Origin of the sequence: Micromonospora sp. NBC_01655 (genome assembly GCF_026339755.1) — a bacterium.
Taxonomy (GTDB): Bacteria; Actinomycetota; Actinomycetes; order Mycobacteriales; family Micromonosporaceae; genus Micromonospora.
This window is the reverse complement of record NZ_JAPEQF010000001.1, coordinates 6,189,974-6,206,694: the sequence shown is the minus strand read 5'-3', so window position 1 is coordinate 6,206,694 and position 16,721 is coordinate 6,189,974. Positions and strand designations below refer to the sequence as shown.

Below are 16,721 nucleotides of genomic sequence, written 5' to 3'. Positions count from 1 at the left end.
ATGGTGGGAGTCACTCAACCGAGGACCCTGGCCGAGAAGGTCTGGGACACGCACGTCGTCCGGTCCGCCGAGGGCGAACCGGACCTGCTCTACATCGACCTGCACCTGCTGCACGAGGTGACCAGCCCGCAGGCCTTCGACGGGCTGCGGCTCGCCGGCCGCCCCGTGCGGCGCACCGACCTCACGCTCGCGACCGAGGACCACAACACCCCGACGGGGTACGCGGATCCGGCGTTCCAGCAGCGACGCGGCGATCTGCTCACGATCGCGGACCCCACCTCCCGCACCCAGATCGAGACGCTGCGCCGCAACTGCGCCGAGTTCGGTGTCCGGCTGCACCCGCTCGGCGACGCGAACCAGGGCATCGTGCACGTCATCGGCCCGCAGCTCGGCGTCACCCAGCCCGGCATGACGATCGTCTGTGGCGATTCGCACACCGCCACCCACGGCGCCTTCGGAGCCCTCGCGTTCGGCATCGGCACCAGCGAGGTCGAGCACGTGCTGGCCACCCAGACGCTGCCGCAGGCCCGCCCGAAGACGATGGCCGTGAACGTCACCGGCCAGCTCGGCCCCGGCGTCACCGCCAAGGATCTGGTGCTCGCCCTGATCGCCCAGGTCGGCACCGGCGGCGGTCGGGGGCACATCGTGGAGTACCGGGGCGAGGCGATCCGCGCGCTGTCCATGGAGGGGCGGATGACCGTCGCCAACATGTCCATCGAGTGGGGCGCCAAGGCTGGCATGATCGCGCCGGACGAGACCACGTTCGCGTACCTCAAGGGGCGGCCGAACGCGCCCCAGGGGGCCGACTGGGACGCGGCCGTCGACCACTGGCGGACCCTGCCCACCGACGAGGGGGCGACCTTCGACGCCGAGGTGACCCTCGACGCGAGCCGGATCACCCCGTTCGTCACCTGGGGCACCAACCCCGGGCAGGGCGCCCCGCTGGGCGCGGCCGTGCCGGACCCGGAGGAGTTCGGCACCGACTCCGAGCGCGCCGCCGCCCGCCGGGCCCTGGAGTACATGGACCTCACGCCCGGCACCCCGCTGCGCGACCTCTCCGTCGACGTGGTCTTCGTCGGCTCCTGCACCAACGGGCGGCTGGAGGACCTCCGCGCCGCCGCCGACGTGCTGCGCGGGCAGAAGGTCGCCGGCGGCGTACGGATGCTCGTGGTCCCCGGCTCCGCCGCCGTCCGCGAGGCCGCCGAGGCCGAGGGGCTGGACAAGGTGTTCACCGACGCCGGGGCCGAGTGGCGGTTCGCCGGCTGCTCGATGTGCCTGGGCATGAACCCGGACACGCTCGCCCCGGGCGAGCGTTCCGCCTCGACCTCCAACCGCAACTTCGAGGGCCGCCAGGGCCGGGGCGGACGCACCCACCTGGTGTCGCCGCCGGTCGCCGCCGCCACCGCCGTGGTCGGCCGGCTGGCCGCCCCCGCCGACCTGTAGAAGGGCAGCCGCGACAGATGGACAAGTTCACCGTGCACACCGGCACCGCCGTGCCGCTGCGCCGTTCCAATGTGGACACCGACCAGATCATCCCCGCCGTGTACCTCAAGCGGGTGACCCGGACCGGTTTTGCCGACGGGCTGTTCAGCGCGTGGCGGGAGGACCCGTCATTCGTGCTGAACGATTCCGTACATTCGGGCACGTCGATTCTTGTGGCCGGCCCCGAGTTCGGTACGGGGTCGTCCCGGGAGCACGCCGTCTGGGCCCTGCGGGACTGGGGGTTCCGGGCGGTGATCTCGCCCCGGTTCGGCGACATCTTCCGCGGCAACGCCCTCAAGGAGGGTCTGCTGCCGGTCGAGTTGGAATTGAAAGCCGTCGAGGAATTGTGGCGCCTCGTCGAGTCCGACCCGACCACCGCTGTCACCGTCGACCTGGCCTCCCGAGAGGTCCGGGCCGCTGGCGCCGCCTGGCCCTTCCCCCTCGACGACTTCAGCCGGTGGCGGCTGATGGAGGGGTTGGATGACATTGGACTCACCCTCCGCCATGAGTCCGACATCACCGTGTACGAGGGCGGCCGGCTGCCGTTCCTGCCCTCCGTGGCATAGCCGTTCGCCCGATCCGCCATCGGTTTCCGCCCCCACCGGCCCGCCAGGTGGGGGCGAATCCGTTACGACACAAGGGCTTTTTTCCGCCGAATGTTTGTGTCCAGGCAGCACAGGGCATACCGTGCGCGCAGAATGGCTCGCGTCGAGTCAGTTGCACAATCGGGAGGAAGTCGTGAACAAGGCCGAGCTCATCGAGGCGCTCGCCGTTCGCCTGGGGGACCGGAAGACGGCGACGGCCGCGCTCGACGCGGTCCTCGCTGAGGTCCAGGCGGCGGTCACCAAGGGCGAGAAGGTGGCGATCACCGGATTCGGAGCGTTCGAGAAGCGCGCCCGGGGAGCCCGAACAGCGCGCAACCCGCGGACCGGCGAGGCGGTGAAGGTCAAGAAGACATCCGTCCCGACCTTCCGGCCCGGCGCCGGGTTCAAGGAGATGGTGGCCAGCGGCAAGGTGCCGAAGGCCACGGCGGCGGCGAAGAAGACCGCCACGGCCGCCACCAAGGCCGCCACCGCCAAGGCGACCACCGCCAAGGCGGCCGGGGCGAAGGCGACCACTGCCAAGGCGGCGGGTGCCAAGGCGGCCGGGGCGAAGGCCACCACTGCCAAGGCCACCACCGCCAAGGCGACCACTGCCAAGGCCACCACCGCCAAGGCGGCCGGGGCGAAGGCGACCACTGCCAAGGCGGCGGGTGCCAAGGCGGCCGGGGCGAAGGCCACCGCCGCCACCAAGAAGGCCGCCCCGGCGAAGGCGACCAGGGCGACGGCGACCAAGACCGCCACCAAGAAGGCCGCTCCCGCGAAGAAGACCGCGGCGGCGACCAAGTCGACCGCGGCGAAGAAGACCACCGCGGCGGCGACCAGGAGCACGGCGGCGAAGAAGGCGCCGGCGAAGAAGTCACCGGCCAAGAAAGCGGCCAGCAAGCGCTGACCGGCCGAGCGAGAAGGCGGCCAGCAGGCGCTGACCGGCCGAGACCGCAGGAAGGGGCGCCGACCGCACCGGTTGGCGCCCCTTCCTGGTGTCGCCCGCCGCGCGGTCGGCGTCGGTTCCTCACGTCGCCCGCCGTGCCGGTGGCAGCCCGCCTCGGGTCGCCCGCCGCCGCGGCTCGGTGACGGGTCTGGGGCGGTTCGGTCCGTTGCCCGGTGCGGGCCCGAGAGCTGGGCCGACGCGGCGGGGCCACGGACGGGCGTTGACCGACGCCGGACGGCGCGCGCAGAATCGCCGGACCCCCGCCGGTCGGCGAAAGGCAGCCCGTGCGCTACCGCCACCTCAGCACCGCCACTCTCGCCCTGGGCGTCGTCGTCCTGACCGACGTGCTGCGGGTCTTCCTCCCGTCGGTCATCACCATCTTCGGGCAGGCCGCCGCCACCCCCGCCGAACTGCTGGGAGCGTTCGCGCTCGGCTGGTTCGTGCTCGCCCTGGCCTTTCCCCCGCTGGTCCGCCGGCTCGGGGCCCGCCCGGTCGTCCTCGCCGCCGCCGTGCTGCTGGCCGGCGCCCGGCTCGCCCTCACCGCCGCTCCGGGCGGCCGGACCCAGCTCTGGCTGGCCACCGCCGGCCTCGTCGCCGGGCTGCTCTGGCTCGCCGGCCGCGCCGCCAGCACTGACCGCCCGGTGCCCGGGCTGGCGCTCGGACTGGCCGTCGCCGCGGTGGCGCACGGGGCACTCGGCACGTACGACCTGGTCTGGCGGGGTGGCTGGGCCGGGTGGGCCGGCAGCGTCGCCCTCGTGGCGCTGTTCCTGGCCGGGACGGCCCGCCCGGCGCCACCGGCCGAACCGGGCGGCGCCCGCGCCTGGCTACTCGCCGGCCCGGCGCTGCTGCTGGCCGGCCTGGTGGCGCTCTCCCCGGCGGTGACGTGGGCCGCGTCGTCCTACCGGCGCGGCCCCGCCGACGGGCTCGCCGGCTCGCCGGACGCCGGTGCGGTGCCCGTCCTGTTCAGCCTGGCCGTCGCCCTCTTCCTGTTCACCGCGCTGGCCCGGCCGCCCCGCGGGTACCCGCGGCTGGGCGGCCCGCTGGCGCTGCTGGCCGGTGCGGCGCTGTTCGCCGCCGGTGAGCCCGGCTGGCTGGGACCGGCGGTCCTGCTGACCGCCGCCGGCACCGGGGCCTGCCTCGGCCTCGCCGGGGCGGCTCCGGCCGGCGCTCCGGGCCGGCCCGACCGGTCGGCTCTCGCGGCGGTGCTGGGCATGCTGCTCTTCGCCGTCGCCGCCGTCGGCTACTACGCCGCCTACGACCTGGGCTACCCCAACGCGGCGGTGCCGGTCGCCGTGGCCGGCTTCGTCGCCGTCGTGGCGCTCACCGGTGGGCCCGGGGGCGAGGCGGCGCAGCCGCCGGCGTCCCGGGCGTGGGCGGTGCGGACCGCCGCGGCCTCGGCCCTGCTCGCCCTCGTGGCGACGAACCTGTCGTCCACCGAGGTCGTGCCGGTCCGCTCCGGCGGGCCGGCGGCGGGCGTCCGGGTGGTGGCGTACAACGTCCGGATGGGATTCGGCCTGGACGGACGGTTCGACCCGGACGAACTGGCCCGGGTGGCCGCCGCCGAACATCCCGACGTGGTGGTGCTCGGCGAGGTCGACCGGGGCTGGCTGCTCAACGGCGGCCACGACGTCCTCGGCCTGCTCGCGGCGCGGCTGCGCATGTCGTACGTCTTCGCGCCCGCCGCCGACCCGGTGTGGGGCGACGCGGTGCTCAGCCGGTACCCCGTGTCGTCGGCCCGGACCGTGGCGCTGGCGGCCCTCGGCGCGCCCACCGGCGCCCAGGCGCTCGGCATCACCGTCGACATCGGCGGCGTCCCGCTCGCGGTGGTCGCCACCCACCTGCAACCGCCACCCGGCCGGGAACCGGTGGCACAGGCCCGCGCGGTGGCGGCGTTCGCCCTGGGGTACGCCGCCGGCCGGCCGCTCGTCGTGGCCGGCGACCTGAACACCGAGCCGGGCGCCCCGGCGTACGCGGAGTTCATCCGGGCCGGGCTGGTGGACGCGCTCGCCGCGGCCCGTCCCCTGCCGACCAGCCCCGCCGACGATCCGCGCGAGCAGATCGACCACGTCCTGGTCTCGCCGGGGCTGGTGGCCGCCGACCCGGTGGCGCCGCGCAGCACCGCCAGCGACCACCTGCCGGTCGCGGTGACCCTCGTCCTGCGGCCCGCACCGGCCGGCTGACCGCCCCGCCGGCCCCCTGGCTACAGGCGGTCGGCGGCGAGGAGGCGGTCGGCGGCGAAGGCGAGCAGCCAGCCGCCGCCCTTCGCGGTGGTGAAGTCGTCGGCCCGGCCGGTGAGGCGTGCCAGTGCCTCGGGGATCACCTTGCCCTGGCTGCACACCCCGGCGGCGGATCCCGTGGCGGCCAACTCGGTCAGGCAGGCCGCCGCGGCCAGCGCCCGCTCGTGGAGGTCCTGGCCGGGCTGCGGCTCGTCGAGGTCGCCGGACACCTCGATCGGCAGGTCCAGCAGGACCGCCGCCGGGTCCAGGGTCTGCACGCAGCGGCGGGCCGAGGCCGACAGCAGCCGGACCGGGCGGACCAGGGCCACCAGGGGCGCCAGGGCGTGTGCCTGTGCCCAGCCGGTGTCGTCCAGCGGGCGGCCGGCGTCCGGGCCGGACCAGGTGCCGCGCCGGCCGGCGTGGGCGTGTCGGACCAGCGCCACGGTCGCGGTGACCGGCGGCAGGGCGGCGAACGCGGCCAGCACCTCGGCGTCGTGCGGGTAGCTGACCAGGCGCGCCGCCTCCCCGGCGGGGAGCCAGCGGATCTCGTCGACCTCGGTGTCGGGCTGGAAGCCGCCGTCGCCGACCGCCCGCATCGACCAGTAGTCGACGGTCTTCGGCCGGCCCTCGCTGCGGTACCGCATGGTGGGCAGCCGGACCTGCGGCACCGCCCGCACGTCGGCCTCCTCGGCGACCTCCCGGACGGCGGCCGACAGCGGGTGCTCGCCCGGCTCCAGCTTGCCCTTGGGCAGCGACCAGTCGCCGTATCGGGGACGGTGCACCAGGCAGACCAGCACGTCGCCCCCGGCGGGGCGCCAGACGACCCCGCCCGCCGCCCGGATCATTTGGTCCCGCTCCGACATCCGCTCAGCCTAGGCTCAACCGGCGGTGCCACCGACGCGGCGCAGCAGCAGGTCCTGCAGATGGGTCAGCGGGGCGTCCGGCGTTCCCGTCCGCCGAGTCCAGGAGCCGTTCCCGGCCAGCTCGAACGCCTCCACGTCGGGGCTGAACGCCGCGACCAGCACGTGGTCCAGCTCGGCCCGGGCCACCGGGTCGCTCACCTGCACCAGCGCCTCCACCCGGCGGTCCAGGTTGCGGTGCATCAGGTCGGCCGAGCCCATCCAGAACTCGGCGGCCCCGTTGTTGCCGAACCGGAAGATCCGGGAGTGCTCCAGGAACCGGCCGAGGATCGACCGGACCCGGATGTTGTCCGACAGCCCCGGCACCCCCGGGCGCAGGGTGCACATGCCCCGGATCAGCAGGTCGACGTGCACCCCGGCCCGGGACGCCCGGTAGAGCGCGTCGGTGACCTCCTCGTCGACCAGCGAGTTCACCTTGAACTGCACCAGCCCGGGCATGCCGAGGCGGACGTGGGCGATCTCCCGTTCGATCCGCTCGACGAGCCCCCGCCGGATCCCCTGCGGGGCCACCAGCAGCCGCCGGTACGCGGTCTGCCGGCTGTAGCCGGTGAGCACGTTGAACAGGTCGGTGAGGTCGGCGCCGATCTCCGGGTCGGCCGTCAGCATGCCGAAGTCCTCGTACAGCCGGGCGGTCTTCGGGTGGTAGTTGCCGGTGCCGATGTGGCAGTAGCGGCGGATCTGGTTGCCCTCCTGGCGTACCACCAGGGCGGTCTTGCAGTGCGTCTTGAGGCCGACCAGGCCGTACACCACGTGGCAGCCGGCGCGTTCCAGCGTGCGCGCCCAGCCGATGTTGGCCACCTCGTCGAACCGTGCCTTCAGCTCCACCAGCACCACCACCTGCTTGCCGGCGGCGGCGGCGTCGACCAGCGCGTCGACGATCGGGGAGTCGCCGCTGGTCCGGTAGAGGGTCTGCTTGATGGCCAGCACGTCCGGGTCGGCGGCGGCCTGCTCGACGAAGCGCTGCACGCTGGTCGCGAACGAGTGGTACGGGTGGTGGACCAGCACGTCCCCGTCGCGCAGGGTGGCGAAGACGCTGCGCGGCACCTCGCCCTCGGTGAGCCGGGGGTGGGTGGCCGGCACGAACGGCGGATCCTTCAGATCGGGGCGGTCGGCGTCGCCGTAGAGCTGCCACAGCGCGGACAGGTCGAGCAGGCCGCGGACCCGCAGCACGTCGTGGCCGTCCATGTCCAGCTCGCGGACCAGCAGCTCCAGCATGTGGTCGGAGATCGAGGCGGCCACCTCCAGCCGTACCGGCGGGCCGAACCGGCGGCGGGCCAGCTCCCGCTCCAGGGCCTGGAGCAGGTCCTCGTCGCGGTCCTCGTCGACCTCCACCTCCGCGTTGCGGGTGACCCGGAACAGGTGGCACTCGACCACCTGCATGCCGGAGAAGAGCTGCCCCAGGTGCACCGAGATCAGCTCCTCGACCGGGAGCACCCGCACCCCGGGGGAGTCCCGGGCGACCCGGACGAACCGGGGCACGTTGTTCGGCACCTTGACCCGGGCGAACAGCTCCGAGCCGCCGTCGGGGTCGCGGACGGCGACGGCCAGGTTCAACGACCGCCCGGAGATGTACGGGAACGGGTGCGCCGGGTCGACCGCGAGCGGGGTGAGCACCGGGAAGACGTGTTCGCGGAAGTAGGTGCGCAGCCGCTCCCGCTCGGGCGCGTCCAGGTCCGACCAGCGCAGGATCCGGATGTCCTCGGCGGCGAGCTTCGGCAGCACGTCGTCGACGAAGCAGGCGGCGTGCCGGCCGACCAGGTCGGCGGTCCGCTCGGTGATCAGCTCAAGCTGGGTGCGCAGCGGCAGCCGGTCCCCGCCGCGCACCGGCAGCCCCGCCGACAGGCGGCGCTTGAGCCCGGCCACCCGGACCATGTAGAACTCGTCGAGGTTGCTGGCGAAGATGGCCAGGAACTTCGCCCGCTCCAGCAGCGGGGTGGCCGGGTCCTCGGCCAGGGTCAGCACCCGGGCGTTGAAGTCGAGCCAGGACAGCTCCCGGTTGAGGAACCGGTCCTCGGGCAGCGGCTCGGGCCGCGCCGGCTCGTCGTCGGGTTCGGGCCCGGGCCGCACCGCCGGCGTGGGCTGCTCCACGGGCGCGTCGAGCACCTCCTCCAGCCCGGCGGAGGCCGACGCGGCGGCAGGGCCGGACGCCGCCGGCTCGTCCTCGGCGGTCTCGCGGGCCCGGAAGCGGCCGTCGACGCCGCGCCGGGGGGACCCGTTGCGGGCGGGCGCCGCGTCGCCGGTCTCCCGTTCACCGGTGGGGCGGCCGTCGACGGGTCGATGGTCGGTGGACGGGCCGGTGGGGTGCTCGCGAGGGGTGCTCACCCGCTCATGATGTCCCGGAACGGGTTAACGCAAAATGAACTTGGGCGGGTAGCTCAGGGCATCGTCGGCAACGTCACCCGGACGATCTCCCCGGCGCCGTCGGTCTCGACCCGGACCCGCTGGCCCAGCCGCAGCAGCCGCAGCCCGGAGGCGTCGAACGCCCGGGCCGGGAAGGCCAACTCGGTGCCGTCGTCGAGGAGCAGCACGCCGCTGCGCGTCGCCGCGTCGTAGGTGGCCACCGTGCCCTGCATGGCAGCACCGTACACCCCGCGCCGGGGCCGGGCGGGTCAGCCCGGACGGGCGGCCGGCCGGCCGACGCCGGCCAGGGCGGCGGTGCGCGGCCCGAGCCCCAGCCGGGCGGCGGCGGCCAGGTCGGCGGCGGTGTCGACGTCCCGGCGCAGGGTCGGCCAGGCACCGGTCAGCGGCAGCGCGCCGTCGGCCAGGTGGGCCGCCGCCGAGCCGACCCCGAACCGGGGGGCCAGCGGCACGCCGGGCGGCGCGGCGAGCAGCACGGTGCCGGTGCCCGGGGCGTCGGCCACGAACCGGCGTACCCCCGCCGGCCCGGCGGCGACCGCGTGCAGCGCGGCGGCCAGCTCGGCCGGGCGCAGCGCCGGCAGGTCCGCGGTGAGCCCGGCCACCCACGCCCCGCCGGCGGTGGCGACCGTGGCGCCCAGCCGGAAGGCGGCGTTCAGGCCGGCGCCGGGCGGGTCCGGCACCGCCCGCGCGCCCGCTGCGTCGGCCACCGCCGCCACCCTCGGATCGTCGGTGACCACCACCACGTCGGCCACCGCCGGGCACGCCCGTACCGCGGCGACCGTGTCGGCCGCCAGGGCCAGCGCCAGCTCCTCGTGGGGTACGGCGGGCAGCGCCCCGCGCAGCCGGCTCTTCGCCACGCCGAGGCGCTTCACCGGTACCACCACAGTCCAGGTCCGCTGCCGCACGGCACAATCCTGCCAGTCGGGCGGCGGTACCCTCACTGGCCGTACCCGGGGCGAGCAGGCATGATTTCGCTGCGGGCGACGCGCGGCGGTGCGGTGTGCGGGTCGGGGCCAGGAGGAGGCAGGGTGACACGGCGCAGGCTGGGATTCTGGCGACGGTTCGCCGTGGTGCTGGTGAAGCCCGTGATGACGGTCTGGACCCGGCGCACCTGGCGGGGCATGGAGCAACTGCGCCGCGACGGCGGGATCATCATCGTGCCGAACCACCTGTCGCACGCCGACCCGCTGGTCTCCGCGCACTTCGTCTACGACGCGGGGCGCTGGCCGCAGTTCCTCGGCAAGGCCAGCGTGTTCCGGGTGCCGGTGGTCGGCTGGATCCTGCACCGGTGCCGGCAGATCCCGGTGGAGCGCGGCACGGTGGACGCGGTCAAGTCGCTGGACTCCCTGGTCGCCGCGCTGGCCGAGGGGGGCGCGGTGGTGATCTACCCGGAGGGGACCACCACCCGCGAGCCGGAGCTGTGGCCGATGCGGGGCAAGACCGGCGCCGCCCGGCTGGCGCTGGCCACCGGGGCCCCGGTGATCCCCGTTGCCATGTGGGGCCCGGAGCGGATCTTCGACCCCCGGACCAACCGGCTGAGCCTGCGGCCCCGCATCCCGGTGACCGTGGTCGCCGGGCCACCGGTCGACCTGGACCGGTGGGCCGGCTCGACGCCCAGCAAAGCCATCCTGGAAGAGATGACGGACGCCATCATGATCCGCCTACGCGACCAGCTCGCCGAGATCCGCGGCGGGACGCCGCCCCCGCTCTGGGAACGGCCGGCCCGCCCCGCCGCCGCCCGCTCCCGGCAGGACGAGGGGGATGTGGCATGACCGGGCACGTGGCCGTGCTGGGGGCCGGCTCCTGGGGAACGGCGTTCGCCAAGATCCTCGCCGACGCCGGGCGGGACGTGACGATCTGGGCCCGTCGCCGGCCCGTCGCCGAGGCGATCCGGCGGGACCGGCGCAACCCGGAGTACCTGCCGCAGGCGCGGCTGCCCGAGCGGGTCACCGGGACCGCGGACGCCGCCGAGGCGATCACCGGCGCGGAGATCGTGGTGCTGGCCGTCCCGTCGCAGACGCTGCGCGGCAACCTCGCCGAGTGGACCGGCGACCTGCACCCGGACTCGACGCTGGTGTCGCTGATGAAGGGGATCGAGCTGGGCACCACCCGGCGGATGAGCGAGGTGATCGTGGAGACCGCCGGGGTCACCCCGGACCGGGTGGTGGTGGTCTCCGGCCCGAACCTCGCCCCCGAGATCGCCGCCGAGCAGCCCGCCGCCACCGTGGTCGCCGGCACCGACGACCGCCGCGCCCAGCTCGTCCAGTCGTCGATCCGGACGCCGTACTTCCGGCCGTACACCAACGACGACGTGATCGGCTGCGAACTGGGCGGGGCCGTGAAGAACGTGATCGCCCTCGCGTACGGCATCGCCACCGCCATGGGCTTCGGGGACAACACCCGGGCGATGCTGATGACCCGGGGGCTGGCCGAGACCGCCCGGCTCGGGGTGGCGCTCGGCGCGGACCCGATCACCTTCGCCGGGCTGGCCGGGATGGGCGACCTGGTGGCGTCCTGCTCGTCGCCGCTGGCCCGCAACCGGACCTTCGGCGAGCACCTGGGCCGGGGGGAGACCCTGGAGCAGGCCCAGGCGGCCACCCGGCAGACCGCCGAGGGCGTGAAGAGCTGCCTGGCCATCCGGGACCTGGCCCGGTCGCACGGGGTGGAGATGCCGATCACCGAGCAGATCGAGCGGATCTGTCACGAGGGGATGGACCCGCGGCTCGCGGTGGACGCGCTGATGAGCCGGACCGCCAAGCCCGAGTCGTACGAGTGAGGCCCGGATGAACGCGCCGACCAACGACGGCGACGGCACCCGGTGCGTCCGGGCCGGCCTGCCGGAGCCCGCGCCGGGGGACCCGTTCCTGCCCGGCCCGGTGCTGGCCGCCCCGTACCACCTCGATCCGTGGCGGGGGCCGGCGGCCAGCCCGAACGGCTACGGCCGGCCGGACAACCCGACCCGGCGGCTGCTGGAGGCGGCAATCGGCGAGCTGGAGGGCGGTGACGTCCGGGTCTTCGCCAGCGGTCAGGCGGCGATCACCGGCCTGCTGCTGGCGCTGCTGCGCCCCGGTGACACCGTGCTGCTGCCCGCCGACGGGTACTTCCCGGTGCGGACGTTCGCCACCGACACCCTCGCCGGGATCGGCGTGCGGGTGCGCTTCGCGCCGACCGCCGGGCCGTACCCGTCGTTCGGCGGGGTCCGGCTGGTGCTGCTGGAGACCCCGGCGAACCCCGGCCTGGACGTCGCCGACGTGGCCGCGCTGGCCCGGGACGCGCACGCCGCCGGCACCCTCGTCGCGGTCGACAACACGACCGCCACGCCGCTCGGCCAGCGCCCGCTCGACCTCGGCGCGGACCTGGTGGTCGCCTCCGGCACCAAGGCGCTGACCGGGCACTCGGACCTGCTGCTCGGCTACGTCGCCAGCCGTACGCCGGAGCTGCTCGACCCGGTCACCGCCTGGCGCACCGTCACCGGCGCGGTGCCCGGGGCGTTCGACGCGTGGCTGGCGCACCGTTCGCTGGCCACGCTCGACCTGCGGCTGGCCCGGCAGTCCGCCAACGCCGAGGCGCTGGCCCGGCTGCTCGCCGGCCGCCCCGACGTGACCGGCCTGCGCTGGCCGGGCCTTCCCGGGGACCCCGCGTACCCGGTGGCGGCGGCGCAGATGCGCCGGCTGCCCGGGGTGCTCTCGTTCGACCTGGGCGACGCCGAGCGGGTCGGCCGGTTCGTCGACGCGGCCCGGCTGGTGGCCGCGGCCACCTCGTTCGGCGGCCTGCACACCACGGCGGACCGCCGGGCCCAGTGGGGCGACGACACCGCCCCCGGCTTCGTCCGGCTCTCCTGCGGGGTGGAGGACACCGCCGACCTGCTCGCCGACGTCACCACCGCCCTCGACGCCTGAGCCGCCGACGAGCGTTTCCCGGAGGCTGCGCATGACGTCCATCGAGTTCCACCCCGACCGTCCCGCCCTCGTGTCCCGGCTGCGCGCCGCCGGCTGCGTCTTCGCCGAGGAGGAGGCCGAACTGCTCATCGCCGCCGCCGACTCGGCCGGGCGGCTCACCGACCTGGTCGACCGGCGGGTCGCCGGCCTGCCGCTGGAGCACCTGCTCGGCTGGGCCGAGTTCTGCGGCCTGCGGATCGGCGTCGACCCCGGCGTGTTCGTGCCACGGGCGCGTACCGCGCTGCTGGTGTCGGCCGCTGCGGCGGTCACCCGACCCGGCGCGGCGGTGCTCGACCTGTGCTGCGGGTCCGGCGCGGCCGCGCTGGTGCTCGCCGGGCGGCTCACCCCCCGCTGGCTGGCCGCCGCCGACCTGGATCCGGCGGCCGTGGCCTGCGCCCGGCGCAACCTCGCCCACCTCGGCGTGCCGGTCTACCAGGGCGACCTGTTCGAGCCGTTGCCGGTGCGGTGGCGGGGCGAACTCGACCTGATCGTGGCCAACGCCCCGTACGTGCCGACGGACGCGGTGACGCTGATGCCGCCCGAGGCGCGGCTGCACGAGGCCCCGGTGGCGCTCGACGGCGGCTCCGACGGGCTGACCGTGCTGCGCCGGGTGGCCGAGGCGGCGGCGGACTGGCTCGCCCCGGGCGGGCACCTCGTCGTGGAGGTGTCCGCCGGCCAGGTCGACGCGTTGCGCGCGACGCTGACCGGACTGGGCCTGGAGCCGGCCGTGGTGCACGACGACGACCTCGACGCCACCGCGATGACCGCTCGTCGTCCGGGCTGACCCGCCCCGGCGACCGGCGGTGCGGTCGGCCGCGGCGGGCGGGGCGCCGTGGGGTGGTGGTGTGCGGTGGTGGCCCACCCGCCGGCCGGCGGTGCGGACCGGGCGGCGGGTGGACCACGACGAGGGGCCGGGCGGGTGCCGGCCGGGGCGGGCCGCGCCGGCCGGGGCGGGACCCCCCCGGCCGGCGCGGCGGTCAAGGGCGGGGCGGGGTGGCGGCGAAGGCGGTCCAGGCTGCCGGCGGGAAGATCAGTGCCGGGCCGGCCGGGTCCTTGGAGTCGCGGACCGCGATCGCGCCGGGCACGACCGCCATCTCCACGCAGGCGCCTTCGTCGCCGCTGCGACTGCTCTTGCGCCATCGCGCCGCGGCCAGCGCCGTGCTCGTCGTCGGGGTCATGGTCCTACCGTCCCTTCAGGATGCGGAAAAGCTGTTCCCGGCTGGCCGAGGGGCTGAGCGCGACCGACCGTAGATGTTCCATGATCTTGGTACAGGTGCGCAGGTCGCCGGGCCGGTCCAGGACCATCTGCCCGGCCACTGTCTCCACCGACGCGATGATCGGATCCTCCGGGTCGGGGAACTCCAGGATGTGCAGCGAGCCCCGGGTGCCCCGGTGGTAGCCCGCGGCCAGCGGTATCACCTGGACGGTGATGTTGGGCAGCTCGGCCGTCTTGAGCAGGTGACGCAGTTGCCCCTCCATCACGTTCGCACCGCCCACCGGGCGCAGCAGCGCGCCCTCGTCGATGATCGCGTCGAGGATCGGTGGGTCCTCGTCGGTGAGCCGCTGCTGGCGGTCGAGTCGCAGGTGGACCCGCTGTTCCACCTGGTCGTCGCTGAGGGTGTGCGGGCCGCCCCGCATCACCGCCCGGATGTAGTCCGCCGTCTGCAACAGGCCGGGCACCACCGACGGCTCGAAGTTGGCGATGCCGGTCGCCTCCGCCTCCAGCGCGATGAAGTCGATGGTCCGCCGGTCCAGCAGGTACGAGTAGGACACCCACCAACCCGGCTTGCGGGCGTCCTTGGCGAGCTGGACGGCCGCGGCCAGCTCGTCGGCGCCGACGCCGTAGAGGGTGAGCAGGGCGCGCACCGTGGCCGGGCTGATCAACGTCTGGGCGTTCTCGTACCGGGACAGGGTGCTCCGGGTGCTGTTGATCTCGTCGGCGGCGGCCTCGAGGGTGAGGCCGGCCGCCTCCCGGTGCGTACGTAGCGCGATGCCGAGCCGTCGGGCTCTGGCGGTCTTCGGAGCCATGCATTGATGGTGACATACATCTTCGGGAAGGTGTACATGAGAGAACGTTGATGAGAGTTGCATTCATGCCCATCCACATGTCAATGTGTGACCAGTTCCTCACCATCGGTTGTCGTGGCGACGGCGGTGGTGAGTGACCGGAGGGGATGGGGCGCGTGGCGATCGGGTTTTCTCCCCCGTACCCGATCGCCGCGTGCCGCCACCCGGGACGCACCGGAAGGGAATCGCATGACGGTGACCGCCTCCTGGCCCCGGGTGTCGCGGTGCCGTTGGTGCACGCATCCGGTGCTTCGCGACAACGACGACGCGTGGATCCACGCGAGCCTGGCCTACGTGTGCCGGGACCCCTCGGGCGGCCTGGCGGCGACCACGGCGGAGCCGGAGCAGGCGTCCGCCCGGTCGGAGTGGGGCAGGGCTGGAGAGCGGCGATGACCCGGTTCCTGGTGGTGCTCACCGACGTCCGGCCCGTCGACGGGGTCGTCCGGGACGAGCGGCGCGCGCCGGAGCGGCGCCGGCAGGTGGTCGGCGCGAGCAGCCGGGAGGCGGCCGACCGGATCGCCGGCGCGTTCATGGCGCTGGGCATGGTGCGGGCCGGCCGGCAGCGGGTGAAGGTGATCGCGGTCGGCCGCCGCTACGGCCTCTGACCGCCGCTACGGTCTTTGATCGTTGGTCGACCGCCGACCGCCGACCGCCGACCGCCCCGAGCGTCCTTTGGAGCTGAGTCGTCTGCGACATCACGTCCCGGCCAGGGATGCGCTGCTCTCGCCCGTCCGCCCGGCCCGCGTCCTCACTCGTTGCCCTCGGCTCTTCGGTCCGGGGCGGCCGATGGGGTGAGTCGTCTGCGACATCAGCTCCAAAGGCTCCCGAATGCGCATCCTCGCCGGGAGTCGGGCGTGCGCAAGAGACGTGCGGGCACAAGAGGCGTGTGGGCGAGTAGGCGTGGGCGAGCTGATGCGATTACGCTGCGTTTAGGCAATGTTGACCGGTTGCGGTGTATTGCCGCTCTCCCCGGGTATCGGCAGCCGTGTCCCGCCACCCACAGTAAGGTCAACCGGGTGAGCGCCACCGGCGAGCACCACCAGCCTCGCAGTCGCGGACGAAAGGGTGACCGAGTGACCACCCCAGGCAAGACCCGTGTGGCCCTCGTCTTCGGCGGTCGCAGCCCCGAACACGGCATCTCCTGCGTCAGCGCCGGCAGCGTCCTCGGCGCGCTCGACCCGGACGAGTTCGAGGTGGTCCCCGTGGGTATCACCCGGGCCGGCAAGTGGGTGCTGACCAGCGGGGACCCTCGCGACCTGGCGATCAGCGCCCGGCGGCTGCCGGAGATCACCGCCGAGGCCGGCGCCGACATCGTGCTGCGCGCCGACCCGACGGGCAACGGGCTGATGGTGCTCGACCCGGCCGAGGGCCCCCGGGCGTTGGCCGACGTCGACGTGGTCTTCCCCGTGCTGCACGGGGCCTACGGTGAGGACGGCACCATCCAGGGGATGCTGGAGATGGCCGGCATCCCGTACGTCGGGGCGAACGTCTTCGCCTCCGCCGCCGCCATGGACAAGGAGTTCACCAAGAAGCTCTGCGCCGCCGAGGGCATCCCGGTCGGGCCGTACGCGGTGCTGCGCAACGGGGTGACCCTGTCCGAGGAGGACAAGCGGCGGCTCGGCCTGCCGGTCTTCGTCAAGCCGTCCCGGGCCGGCTCGTCGTTCGGCATCACGAAGGTCGACGACTGGGCCGGCCTGGAGGCCGCCGTCGCCGCCGCCCGGGAGATCGACCCGAAGGTGCTGGTCGAGGGCGCGATCGTCGGCCGGGAGATCGAGTGCGGCGTGCTGGAGGGCGAGGCCGGGGGCGGGGCCGAGGCGTCCCTGCTGGCCGAGGTGCGTGCCGGCGGCGCGCACGACTGGTACGACTTCGAGGCGAAGTACCTCTCCGAGCCCGAGTACGACCTCCCGGCGCCGCTGCCCGACCATGTCACCCGGCAGGTGCAGGAGTACGCCGTCCGCGCGTTCGCCGCGCTGGACTGCGCCGGGCTGGCCCGGGTCGACTTCTTCGTCACCCCCGAGCTGGACATCTACCTCAACGAGATCAACACCATGCCGGGGTTCACCCCGACGTCGATGTTCCCGCTGATGTGGGCCGCCTCCGGGCTGGAGTACCCGAAGCTGGTCAACCGCCTGATCCGCACCGCGCAGCGGCGCGGCGTCGGCCTGCACTGAACCCGCGTCGGGTCCCGCCGCACCGGGCGGGCACGGCTT

At 74.7% G+C, this 16,721-nt stretch carries 16 protein-coding genes; 10 read left to right on the top strand and 6 right to left on the bottom strand.

Annotated features, from left to right (window positions below; translation table 11 throughout):
- The 4 genes from leuC to OOK41_RS27300 all read left to right on the top strand — a co-directional run bounded on the left by leuC (position 1) and on the right by OOK41_RS27300 (position 5,192).
- A complete protein-coding gene (gene leuC, locus OOK41_RS27315; RefSeq protein ID WP_117666247.1) occupies positions 1 to 1,443 on the top strand; it encodes a 3-isopropylmalate dehydratase large subunit in 1,443 nt (480 codons plus the stop codon).
- 17 nt (positions 1,444 to 1,460) lie between these two features.
- Positions 1,461 to 2,048: a 3-isopropylmalate dehydratase small subunit gene (leuD, locus tag OOK41_RS27310; RefSeq protein WP_266267193.1), complete on the top strand. Its 588-nt coding sequence runs from the start codon at positions 1,461 to 1,463 to the stop codon at positions 2,046 to 2,048.
- A gap of 172 nt (positions 2,049 to 2,220) precedes the next feature.
- Complete coding sequence (locus tag OOK41_RS27305) at positions 2,221 to 2,973, top strand: HU family DNA-binding protein (RefSeq protein WP_207892621.1); 753 nt, start codon at positions 2,221 to 2,223, stop codon at positions 2,971 to 2,973.
- A gap of 323 nt (positions 2,974 to 3,296) precedes the next feature.
- Positions 3,297 to 5,192, top strand: coding sequence for an endonuclease/exonuclease/phosphatase family protein (locus tag OOK41_RS27300; protein ID WP_266267192.1), 1,896 nt, complete (start codon positions 3,297 to 3,299; stop codon positions 5,190 to 5,192).
- A 20-nt stretch (positions 5,193 to 5,212) separates the two neighbouring features.
- On the opposite strand, the gene OOK41_RS27295 is transcribed toward OOK41_RS27300, so the two are convergent.
- The 4 genes from OOK41_RS27295 to cofC form a co-directional block, all read right to left on the bottom strand.
- The gene (locus OOK41_RS27295; RefSeq protein ID WP_266267191.1) at positions 5,213 to 6,091 is read right to left on the bottom strand and encodes an NUDIX hydrolase; all 879 of its coding nucleotides are present in this window, start codon (positions 6,089 to 6,091) and stop codon (positions 5,213 to 5,215) included.
- Between the two features lie 15 nt (positions 6,092 to 6,106).
- Positions 6,107 to 8,260, bottom strand: coding sequence for an RNA degradosome polyphosphate kinase (locus OOK41_RS27290; protein ID WP_266268017.1), 2,154 nt, complete (start codon positions 8,258 to 8,260; stop codon positions 6,107 to 6,109).
- Between the two features lie 263 nt (positions 8,261 to 8,523).
- Positions 8,524 to 8,721 carry a cold-shock protein gene (locus OOK41_RS27285; RefSeq protein ID WP_117666257.1) on the bottom strand — a complete coding sequence of 66 codons (198 nt, stop codon included), beginning with the start codon at positions 8,719 to 8,721 and terminating at the stop codon, positions 8,524 to 8,526.
- A gap of 36 nt (positions 8,722 to 8,757) precedes the next feature.
- A complete protein-coding gene (gene cofC, locus OOK41_RS27280; RefSeq protein ID WP_266267190.1) occupies positions 8,758 to 9,411 on the bottom strand; it encodes a 2-phospho-L-lactate guanylyltransferase in 654 nt (217 codons plus the stop codon).
- A 123-nt stretch (positions 9,412 to 9,534) separates the two neighbouring features.
- Between cofC and OOK41_RS27275 the strand changes: the two genes are divergently transcribed.
- Genes OOK41_RS27275 through OOK41_RS27260 form a run of 4 tightly spaced genes read left to right on the top strand, consistent with a single transcriptional unit; the run spans position 9,535 to position 13,228 of the window.
- Positions 9,535 to 10,278 carry a 1-acyl-sn-glycerol-3-phosphate acyltransferase gene (locus OOK41_RS27275; RefSeq protein WP_266267189.1) on the top strand — a complete coding sequence of 248 codons (744 nt, stop codon included), beginning with the start codon at positions 9,535 to 9,537 and terminating at the stop codon, positions 10,276 to 10,278.
- Complete coding sequence (locus OOK41_RS27270) at positions 10,275 to 11,282, top strand: NAD(P)H-dependent glycerol-3-phosphate dehydrogenase (protein WP_117666262.1); 1,008 nt, start codon at positions 10,275 to 10,277, stop codon at positions 11,280 to 11,282. The genes OOK41_RS27275 and OOK41_RS27270 overlap by 4 nt, the downstream gene beginning before the upstream one ends.
- 7 nt (positions 11,283 to 11,289) lie before the next feature.
- Positions 11,290 to 12,405 carry a cystathionine gamma-lyase gene (locus OOK41_RS27265; protein ID WP_266267188.1) on the top strand — a complete coding sequence of 372 codons (1,116 nt, stop codon included), beginning with the start codon at positions 11,290 to 11,292 and terminating at the stop codon, positions 12,403 to 12,405.
- A 31-nt stretch (positions 12,406 to 12,436) separates the two neighbouring features.
- Complete coding sequence (locus tag OOK41_RS27260; protein WP_117666265.1) at positions 12,437 to 13,228, top strand: putative protein N(5)-glutamine methyltransferase; 792 nt, start codon at positions 12,437 to 12,439, stop codon at positions 13,226 to 13,228.
- Between the two features lie 193 nt (positions 13,229 to 13,421).
- Here OOK41_RS27260 and OOK41_RS27255 read toward each other — a convergent pair whose 3' ends face one another.
- Positions 13,422 to 13,622, bottom strand: coding sequence for a DUF397 domain-containing protein (locus OOK41_RS27255; protein WP_266267187.1), 201 nt, complete (start codon positions 13,620 to 13,622; stop codon positions 13,422 to 13,424).
- A 4-nt stretch (positions 13,623 to 13,626) separates the two neighbouring features.
- A complete protein-coding gene (locus OOK41_RS27250) occupies positions 13,627 to 14,472 on the bottom strand; it encodes a helix-turn-helix transcriptional regulator (protein ID WP_117666269.1) in 846 nt (281 codons plus the stop codon).
- A gap of 428 nt (positions 14,473 to 14,900) precedes the next feature.
- Here OOK41_RS27250 and OOK41_RS27245 point away from each other — a divergent pair, with 428 nt between their 5' ends.
- Together OOK41_RS27245 and OOK41_RS27240 are read left to right on the top strand one after the other, a co-directional pair.
- Complete coding sequence (locus tag OOK41_RS27245) at positions 14,901 to 15,116, top strand: hypothetical protein (RefSeq protein WP_117666273.1); 216 nt, start codon at positions 14,901 to 14,903, stop codon at positions 15,114 to 15,116.
- A gap of 468 nt (positions 15,117 to 15,584) precedes the next feature.
- Complete coding sequence (locus OOK41_RS27240) at positions 15,585 to 16,682, top strand: D-alanine--D-alanine ligase family protein (protein WP_266267186.1); 1,098 nt, start codon at positions 15,585 to 15,587, stop codon at positions 16,680 to 16,682.
- Positions 16,683 to 16,721: the final 39 nt, after the last annotated feature.